Below are 9,373 nucleotides of genomic sequence, written 5' to 3'. Positions count from 1 at the left end.
GCGCGAGGACTGGATACGCATCGACGGACGCCGTCGCGACTGAATCCTCGTAGCGCAGGCGCCTGGCCCCCGGCATCGAATACAATCGCCAGCATGTACGCCCAGTGCCCCGAATGTCTGACCGTGTTCTCGCTTGACGCCGAAACCGTGGCGCAGGCGCATGGCACCGTAGGCTGCGGAAAGTGCGGCGCCGACTTCAACTGTCTGGTCACGCTTACCGAGCAGCTTCCCGAGGGACCCTACGAGACGCTGTCCGTGCACCCGACCAATCCGGCGCCGCCGGTGCTGATGATGAGCGTGGTGCGGGCGGAAACGGACGTCGTCGCACAAGCGCCCCTGTTCGCGTCCCGTCAAGAGGACGAATCACCTGCACCGTTGCCATCGTTCGCCCGCCTGCAACGGCTGCCCACCCAGCCGCGCCGCACCCTGGCCTGGGCCCTGGGCTGCCTGGTGCTGGCAGTGGTGCTCGGCGTGCAGCTGGTGTGGGCGGAGCGTCGTGTACTGGTCGACAACCCGGAGACCGGGCCGCTGTTGCGCTCGACCTGCCAAGTCCTCGGTTGCCCGCTGCCGCCGGTAGCCGACCTCGGCAAGCTCGAGCTGCTTTCGCGGGACATCCGGCCCCATCCATCCGTACCTGGCGCGCTGATCATCAGTGCAACGGTGCGCAATAACGCGAGCTTCACGCAACCCTATCCCGTCGTCGACATCACGCTGTCGGACCTGGATGGAAACAGGATTGCAATGCGCAGGTTCACCCCGCGTGATTACATCGACGATCCGAGCACGCGCGCTGACGGTCTTGCACCGGGTGCGACCGCGGCCATGATGTTCGAGGTACAGGACCCGGGAAAGAAGGCCGTGGCTTTCGAATTCGCATTCCAGTAGTTTCGCCCGGCGCAACCGCGCAACCGCTCCGGATTGCAATGGACAAGACCTCGACTTTGGTCGGTCATGGCGTTCAACGCTACAAAAATTTCGTCTTCGCGAGTAGACTGTCTGGCCTTGCTCGCAAGCATGCCGCGCTCTGGTTCCCATCGGCTGAGGCGAGCGCAGCCGTTCAGAAAAATGCGGCGCCTTCTGGGCAAGCCGCGCATGGATGAATCCGGGGGAAGATGCACGTGAATGCCGTCAGATCGCTACGCAGCGAAGCAGGGAATGGATCCTCCATGTGCAGCGCACTGAGCGAATGTGTCAGCCGCACAGTGCATCAGTACCTGACGGACATCGGCGACAACCATTGCGATCACGAGGGCCTGTTCGCCCTGGTCATGGATGAAGTCGAGGCCCCCCTGCTGCGCGAGGTGATGGCCTTTCACGAAGGCAACCAGAGTCGTGCCGCAACCGCTCTGGGCATCAATCGCGCCACCTTGCGCAAGAAGCTCACGGCTCATGGCCTGATCTGAGCACGCCCGGCGTTGCGCTTCCGGCGCAGCCCTCGGAAGCACCCTGCGCTGCGGCTATACTCTTGCGTTTACGTACCAAGGCCATTCCCATGTTCGACCCTACGCTGATCCCGGTCCGGCGCGCCCTGTTGAGCGTTTCAGACAAGCACGGCCTGGCCGATCTTGCCAGTGGCCTGGATGCGCTGGGCATCGAACTGGTCTCCACCGGCGGCAGCGCCCGCACCTTGCGCGAGGCACATCTGCCCGTGCGCGAGGTCAGCGACGTCACCGGCTTTCCGGAAATCATGGACGGCCGGGTGAAGACCCTGCACCCGAAAGTACACGGCGGTCTTCTTGGCCGCCGCAAGGTGGACGACTCGGTGATGAGCGAGCATGGCATCGAACCGATCGATCTTCTGGTCGTCAATCTGTATCCGTTTGCGCAAACCATCGCGCGGCCCGACTGCACCATGGCCGATGCCATCGAGAATATCGACATCGGCGGGCCCGCCATGCTGCGTGCCGCAGCAAAAAACCATGATCGCGTGCTGGTGGTGGTTGACCCGGCCGACTACGCCGAACTGATCCAGACCCTGCACGAGCATGGCGGTACCACTGTCGCTTTGCGTCGACGACTGGCAGCCAAGGCGTTCGCATACACCGCGCGGTATGACGGCATGATCGCCGACTGGCTGGGATCCCGTGCTGGCACCGAGGGTCAGGAAGGACCATTCGCGCCCACACTGCATCTAGCGCTCGAGCGCAAGTCGACGCTTCGCTACGGCGAGAATCCGCACCAGGGTGGCGCCCTGTACATCGAGCCCGACGGACCGCAGCAGGGCACGGTGGCGCGCGCCAGCATCCTCGCAGGCAAGGAGTTGTCCTACAACAACATCGCTGATGCCGACGCCGCACTGGAATGCGTGAAAGCCTTCAGCAACGTGCCGGCATGCGTGATCGTCAAGCATGCGAACCCCTGCGGCGTCGCCATGGGGCCCGACATCACCGCTGCGTATGACCGTGCGCATGCCTGCGATCCGACCTCGGCCTTCGGCGGCATCATCGCTTTCAACAAGGAACTGGACGCGGCCACCGCACGCGAAATCATGGCGCGGCAATTCGTCGAGGTGGTCATCGCTCCGAGCATTGCACCGGAAGCACTGGAGGCCTTCACCGACAAACCCAATGTGCGCGTGCTGGCCACCGGTACCTGGCCGGAAACCCCGCTGCCGGGCTTCGACTACAAGCATGTCGCTGGTGGTCTGCTGGTACAGGATACCGACCGCGACACCTTGCTGGTGGACGACCTCAGGGTGGTCAGCAAGCGCGTGCCCGACGCCGACCAGCTGCGCGACCTGCTGTTCGCCTGGCACGTGGCCATGTTCGTCAAGTCCAACGCCATCGTCTACACCAGGGATGGCCGCACCATCGGCATCGGTGCCGGGCAGATGAGCCGCGTGATCTCGGCCCGCATCGCAGGCATCAAGGCCGCCGAAGCAGGCCTGGATGTTCACGGAAGCGTAATGGCCTCGGACGCGTTCTTCCCTTTCCGCGACGGCATCGACATCGCTGCTGAAGCAGGCATCCGGGCGGTGATCCAGCCGGGTGGCTCGCGCCGTGACGAGGAAGTCATCGCCGCCGCCGATGAGCACGACATGGCGATGGTCTTCACCAACATGCGCCACTTCCGTCATTGAAAATCCCGGGCAACACCCCTACCCCCTCCAGGGGAAAGGCTCCCCAAAGGGGGCATGGGGACGTCCGGCCAAGGGCCTATCCAACCCGAGCGCAGACCTGATGAAGCGTTCACGACATCATTCGTGATGCGTGAGCAGGTCGGTGCTGCAGGACTCTGTTGTTTTGACCGCACCCAATCCCCTTGGAGGGAAGGGGTTTATGGCTCGAATGTGCAGCAAGGAGGAGTGTCGGCAAAGGCTGCGTATCCGTGAATTTGACCTGGCACACCCTTCAAGGTGAGCGGTCCGTCAAGCATGTTGCGCATACGGACTGGATCCAGCCAGCCCGGAATTCATTGGCCGCTGGCGTCCGACTTCTTCGGCGGATTGTCCCAGTGGTAGATCGTGTAGAACACAGGCCCCAGCTTGGGTTGCCCATGGTTGCGCTCCAGACGACCTTCGGGATCGGCCATGTATGTCTGCGGCAACCCGTGCTCGGGTACCACGTGGATCATGTAAAGCCGACCGTTGATGCGATATTCCTGCACGGTGTTCTGGCCCACCTTGCGAACGGCCACAGTCGGCGGCGGCTCGCCCAGGGCATCACGCGTGGCTTGCGGCAAGGGCGCGGGATGTACGGCTGCATCTGCACTGGCTGCAGGCGCAGGCACCGTGCTGATCGGTGCCGGCGGGGACTTCACGCCCGCGGCATCCAGACCCGGTGGCGGTGGCAGGGGGGCAAAGCCTTTCGCATCCTGGGCTGTAACCTGGGCCGTTAGAAAAAGGCCGGCAAGAACCAGCAAGGGCAGCGCGCGGGAACGGGTCATGACATACCTCCGATTCAGAGCCACAGGATAACAGCGGGGACCCTGCGCGAAAGTGAACGACCCATGAGAGAATCCCGTGCATGGCTAGCATGATCCTGATCGACGGTTCCTCGTATCTCTACCGCGCCTTCCACGCATTGCCGCCGCTGACCAATGCCGATGGCGAACCCACTGGAGCGCTGTTCGGGGTGGTCAACATGCTGCGCGCCACGCTGAAGGCCGGCGCCGACTACGTCGCCTTCGTGCAGGACGCCCCCGGGCCGACCTTTCGCGACGACATGTACGACCAGTACAAGGCCAATCGACCACCGATGCCGGATGACCTGCGCAGTCAGGTACAGCCGATGCTGGACATTGTGGAGGCCCAGGGTTTTCCGATCCTGCGCGTACCGGGAGTGGAGGCCGACGACGTGATCGGGACCCTGGCGCGACAGGCCGCGGCCCAGGGCATTGATGTGATCATCTCCACCAGCGACAAGGACTTTGCGCAACTGGTGGACGAACACATCAGCCTGGTCAACACCATGACCAACACGCGCATGGACGCCGCAGCGGTGAAGGACAAATTCGGCGTGTCGCCGGATCAGATCATCGACTTCCTGGCCCTGACCGGTGACAAGGTCGACAACGTACCGGGCGTGGACAAATGCGGCCCCAAGACCGCGGCGAAGTGGCTGGAGAAATACAGCTCTCTCGAACAGCTGATGGAAAGGGCCGATGAGGTCGGCGGCAAGATCGGCGAAAACCTGAGGGCGACGCTGAGCCAACTGCCGCTCTCGCGCGACCTGGTCACCATCAAGACCGATGTCGATCTGGATGTCGGACCCACCGACCTTGGTCTGCGTGAGACCAATGTCGATCAACTGCGCGAGCTCTACACGCGCTTCGACTTCCGCGCCGCGTTGAAGGATCTGGATAACGGCACGAAGAGCGATAGCGTCGCCGCCCCGACCAGTACAGCCGCCGTGCCGACCCTGCATGAAGCCACCGGGGACAAGACACCCGACGCCGCGCTATCCGTCGCGGGCGAATACCAAAAGGTCACCACGCAGGACCAGCTCGACGCCTTGATCAAGCGTCTTGAAAGCGCCGAACTGATCGCCTTCGATACGGAAACCACCTCGCTGGACGCCATGCGCGCACGCATCGTCGGCGTGTCGCTGGCCGTCGAGCCCGGCAAGGCCGCCTACATCCCGCTGGCCCACGACTATCCCGGCGTCCCACCACAGCTGGATCGCGAGAAGACACTGCAGGCGCTCAAACCCCTGCTCGAAGACCCCGATCGCCGCAAGCTTGCCCAGAACGGCAAGTACGACATCAACGTGCTGGCCGGCCACGGCATCACCGTGCGCGGCCTGGCGCACGACAGCATGCTCGAATCCTACATCTGGAATGCCACCGCCACGCGCCACGACATGGATTCGCTGGCCGCCCGCTACCTCGGCTACACCACCGTCAAATACAGCGAGGTTGCCGGCAAGGGCGCCAAGCAGATCGGTTTCTCCGAGGTCGATCTGGACACCGCCTGCAACTACGCCGCCGAGGACGCCGACATCACCCTGCGCCTGCACCACGCGCTGTGGCCGAAGCTGGAATCCGAAGCCGGGCTGAAGTCCGTCTACACCGAGATCGAGATGCCGTTGGTGCCGGTGCTGGCGCGGATGGAGCGACGCGGGGTGCTGATCGACATCGACAACCTGAAGCACCAGAGCCAGGCGTTGGGCAAGCGCATGCTGGAGATCCAGCACGAGGCCTATTCAAAGGCCGGGCGTGAATTCAACCTCGACTCGCCCAAGCAACTGCAGGCGATCCTGTTCGACGAACTGGGCCTCCCGGTCAAGGTGAAGACGCCCAAGGGCGCGCCCTCGACCAACGAGGAGGCCCTCGACGCGATCGCCGACGATCACCCGCTGCCACGCCTGATCCTGGACTACCGCAGTCTGGCCAAGCTGCGATCGACTTATACCGACAAGCTGGCGCAGATGGTCCACCCCGATACCGGGCGCGTGCACACCAGCTACCACCAGGCGGTGGCGGCGACCGGGCGGCTGTCCTCGTCCGACCCCAACCTGCAGAACATTCCGGTACGAACCGAGGAAGGCCGGCGCATACGCCAGGCCTTTGTCGCGCCAGAGGGCTGGGTGGTGATGGCCGCCGACTACTCGCAGATCGAGCTGCGCATCATGGCGCACCTGTCCGGCGATGAGGGCCTGCTCAAGGCCTTTCGCGAAGGCGCCGATATCCATCGCGCCACCGCCGCGGAGGTCTTTGGCGTGGACCTGGAGGCGGTCGAACCCAACCAGAGGCGCGCCGCCAAGGCCATCAACTTCGGCCTGATGTATGGCATGAGCGCGTACGGTCTGGCACGCAACCTGGGCATTGATCGCGGCGAGGCCAGCGACTACATCGCGCGCTATTTCGCGCGCTACCCCGGCGTGCGGGCGTTCATGGACCACACGCGCGAAAAGGCCCACGAGATCGGCTACGTGGAAACGCTGTTCGGCCGGCGCCTGTATCTGGACAACCTAAAGGCCCGCAACCAGGCGCTTCGCGCCGGCGCCGAGCGCGCGGCCATCAACGCGCCAATGCAGGGCACTGCTGCCGATATCATCAAGCGCGCCATGCTCAAGGTGGATGCCTGGCTGGCCGGACGCGACGATGCACTCATGCTGATGCAGGTGCACGACGAGCTGGTATTCGAGGTCCGTGCCGACGCTGTGGACACGATCCGCGCGGGGGTCATCGAACGCATGCAGGATGCGGCCGACCTGGCCGTTCCGCTGATCGTGGACGCGGGTGTGGGCGCGAACTGGGACGAAGCGCATTGAAACCGCGACCGGAGCACGACAAGCGCACGCCTGCCAGGAAGCGGCCAGCAGCCGTGGAAAGTCGTGATGAAGAGCAATTCAGCATGATGTTCCGACGCAAGCCACTGATTGCGAAGCCCATGAATCGTTGCTGAATTTTTTTCGCCCAAGGATGCAACTTTCGCCCGCCATCCGCATCTAATCTCCTGAACGTACGCAACGACGTTCAACTCACTCATCTCCCAAGAGTGAACCCCCCGAGACAGGCACTCTCCCCCTGAGTCCTGTCCCCGCCCCGGAAGTCCTCCCCTTGGCTTCCGGGGCATTTTTTTGTGCAGCTCCTGGAGCGGTTCGATTTTCGGCATGCGCACCCGGGGTTCAGTTGCCATTGCTATGATCGGACAGGGCTTACTCTTGGAGAGACAAATCATGCGTATCGTGCTCTTGGTGATCGGCATCATCCTGGTCGTCGCCAGCATCTGGGTGCTGGCCGGAAACGGCTCCTACAGCAGTACTGAAACCGTAGTCAGCGTGGGCTCGCACGCACTCAAGGCCACCGAAGACAAAGCCATTCCGCTGTGGGTCGGCATCTCCGGCCTGGTGGTCGGCGGAGTACTGATTCTGGTCGGACTGATTCGCGGCAAGCGCTGAAGCCCTGCACCGGATCCAGGCCACCCCGATTGCGGGGTGGCCTGTTTTTTCATGCCGCGCCCAGCCCCCGGCGCATGCAAACGCTACAATGGCCTGATGGATGTCTCGCACCTTCTTGATGTGCTCAATGTCGCCCAGCGCGAGGCGGTCAGCGCGCCGCCCGGCCACGACCTGGTGCTGGCCGGCGCCGGTTCCGGCAAGACCCGCGTGCTCACGCATCGCATTGCCTGGCTGGCGGAGGTCGAACGGGCCTCACCGTGGTCGATCCTTGCCGTCACCTTCACCAACAAGGCCGCCGGCGAAATGCGCGCACGCCTGGACTCGCTGATGCCACAAGGTACCCGCGGGCTTACCGTGGGCACCTTCCACGGTATCGCGCACCGCCTGCTGCGCCGGCACTGGAAGGAGGCCGGCCTGCCGGAAACCTTCCAGATCCTGGATGCCGACGACCAGCAACGACTGGTCAAGCGCGTGGTCGCGGGCCTGGGGCTGGACGAGGCCCGTTTCCCGCCGCGCCAGGCCGCTTGGCAGATCGCGCACTGGAAGGACGATGGCAAGCGGCCCGATGCCATCGAGCACCACGACCATCCGGTCACGCGCACCCAGATCGAGATCTACACCGCCTACGAGGACGCCTGCCGTCGCGCCGGCCTGGTCGATTTCGGCGAGCTGCTCCTGCGTGCGCATGAGTTGTGGTTGAACAATCCCGAAGTGCTGTCGCACTATCGCGAACGCTGGCGGCACTTGCTGGTGGACGAATTCCAGGACACCAACGCGTTGCAATATGCGTGGATACGGGTGCTGGCCGGCGACACCGGGAGAGTGTTCGCGGTCGGTGACGACGACCAGTCGATCTACGGCTGGCGCGGCGCCCGCGTGGAGAACATGCAGCAGTTCCTGAAGGACTTCCCCGGCTCCAGGACCATCCGCCTGGAACAGAACTACCGCTCCACCGCCACCATCCTCAAGGCCGCCAACGCGGTCATCGCACGCAACGGCGAGCGCCTGGGCAAGAACCTGTGGACCGACGGCGGTGACGGCGAGCGCATTGCACTGTATGCGGCCTACAACGAGCAGGACGAGGCACGCTTCGTGATCGAGCGCATCCTCGCGCATGTCGACGGTGGCGGCAGCGCCAGCGACTGCGCAATCCTGTACCGCTCCAACGCTCAGTCGCGCAATTTCGAGGAACAGCTGATCCAGCGTGATCTGCCCTACCGGGTCTACGGCGGCCAGCGCTTCTTCGAACGCGCAGAGATCAAGAATGCACTGGCCTACCTGCGCCTGACCGCCAATCGACATGACGACGCCTCCTTCGAGCGCGCGGTCAACACGCCACCGCGCGGCATTGGCCAGCGCACCCTGGACCTGCTGCGCCGCGAGGCCCGGGTACAGGCGACTTCGATGTGGGATGCCAGCCTCGGGATACTGACCCACGATGCACTTGCCGCGCGCGCGAAAAACGCGGTCAAGGACTTCCTCGGCCTGATCGACCGCATGGCGCGCACTTTCGATGGCCTGACCCTGTCCGAGCAGATCGAGCAGGTGCTGGAGAGCACCGGCCTGCGCGACTTTCACGAGCGCGACAACGGTCGTGGCAACGCCGAGTCGCGACTGGAGAACCTGGACGAGCTGGTCAATGTCGCCAGTCGCTTTGAACCGACCGCCGAGGATCTCGAGGCCGGATTGTCGGAACTGGCTGCATTCCTCTCCCACGCCGCGCTCGAAGCCGGTGAGGGACAGGGCGACAGCGGCGACGACTGCGTGCAGCTGATGACGCTGCACTCGGCCAAGGGCCTGGAGTTTCCGGTCGTGTTCCTGGTGGGCATGGAGGATGGCCTGTTCCCCAGCCAGCGTTCAGTGGAAATGGAGGACCGCCTGGAGGAAGAGCGCCGCCTGGCCTACGTCGGGATCACCCGGGCACGCGAACAACTGGTGCTGTGCTACGCCGAATCCCGTCGCCTGCACGGCACCGAGATGATGGCGCGGCCCTCACGCTTCCTGGCCGAAATCCCCGGCGAACTGCTGGA

7 protein-coding genes are annotated in these 9,373 nt (G+C 64.1%); 6 read left to right on the top strand and 1 reads right to left on the bottom strand.

Going from position 1 to position 9,373, the window contains the following annotated elements; all coding sequences use genetic code 11:
- The 3 genes from PF446_RS08940 to purH form a co-directional block, all read left to right on the top strand.
- Positions 1–885: zinc-ribbon and DUF3426 domain-containing protein (locus tag PF446_RS08940; RefSeq protein WP_298071083.1), on the top strand; the 885-nt coding region annotated here is incomplete at its 5' end.
- A gap of 281 nt (positions 886–1,166) precedes the next feature.
- The gene (locus tag PF446_RS08935) at positions 1,167–1,403 is read left to right on the top strand and encodes a helix-turn-helix domain-containing protein (RefSeq protein ID WP_343224670.1); all 237 of its coding nucleotides are present in this window, start codon (positions 1,167–1,169) and stop codon (positions 1,401–1,403) included.
- An 89-nt stretch (positions 1,404–1,492) separates the two neighbouring features.
- Positions 1,493–3,079 carry a bifunctional phosphoribosylaminoimidazolecarboxamide formyltransferase/IMP cyclohydrolase gene (gene purH / locus PF446_RS08930; RefSeq protein WP_298071081.1) on the top strand — a complete coding sequence of 529 codons (1,587 nt, stop codon included), beginning with the start codon at positions 1,493–1,495 and terminating at the stop codon, positions 3,077–3,079.
- Between the two features lie 332 nt (positions 3,080–3,411).
- On the opposite strand, the gene PF446_RS08925 is transcribed toward purH, so the two are convergent.
- Positions 3,412–3,885, bottom strand: coding sequence for a DUF2782 domain-containing protein (locus tag PF446_RS08925; RefSeq protein ID WP_298071080.1), 474 nt, complete (start codon positions 3,883–3,885; stop codon positions 3,412–3,414).
- An 80-nt stretch (positions 3,886–3,965) separates the two neighbouring features.
- Between PF446_RS08925 and polA the strand changes: the two genes are divergently transcribed.
- From polA to uvrD, 3 genes are all read left to right on the top strand, one after another.
- On the top strand, positions 3,966–6,713 hold the full coding sequence (gene polA, locus PF446_RS08920; protein ID WP_298071079.1) for a DNA polymerase I: 2,748 nt from the start codon (positions 3,966–3,968) through the stop codon (positions 6,711–6,713).
- Between the two features lie 408 nt (positions 6,714–7,121).
- A complete protein-coding gene (locus PF446_RS08915) occupies positions 7,122–7,343 on the top strand; it encodes a hypothetical protein (protein WP_298071078.1) in 222 nt (73 codons plus the stop codon).
- Between the two features lie 96 nt (positions 7,344–7,439).
- On the top strand, positions 7,440–9,373 hold a 1,934-nt coding region (gene uvrD, locus PF446_RS08910; RefSeq protein ID WP_298071084.1), incomplete at its 3' end, for a DNA helicase II.

The organism is Oleiagrimonas sp., assembly GCF_027858935.1.
Lineage (GTDB): Bacteria > Pseudomonadota > Gammaproteobacteria > Xanthomonadales > Rhodanobacteraceae > Oleiagrimonas.
Note: the sequence above shows the minus strand (reverse complement) of the source record. Positions and strands in the feature narration are given on the sequence as shown.

Coding starts and splice junctions, on each gene's coding strand:
- PF446_RS08935 (WP_343224670.1), top strand. CDS start 1,167: ATGTGCAGCGCACTGAGCGAATGTGTCAGCCGCACAGTGCATCAGTAC.
- polA (WP_298071079.1), top strand. CDS start 3,966: ATGGCTAGCATGATCCTGATCGACGGTTCCTCGTATCTCTACCGCGCC.
- PF446_RS08925 (WP_298071080.1), bottom strand. CDS start 3,885: ATGACCCGTTCCCGCGCGCTGCCCTTGCTGGTTCTTGCCGGCCTTTTT.
- purH (WP_298071081.1), top strand. CDS start 1,493: ATGTTCGACCCTACGCTGATCCCGGTCCGGCGCGCCCTGTTGAGCGTT.
- PF446_RS08915 (WP_298071078.1), top strand. CDS start 7,122: ATGCGTATCGTGCTCTTGGTGATCGGCATCATCCTGGTCGTCGCCAGC.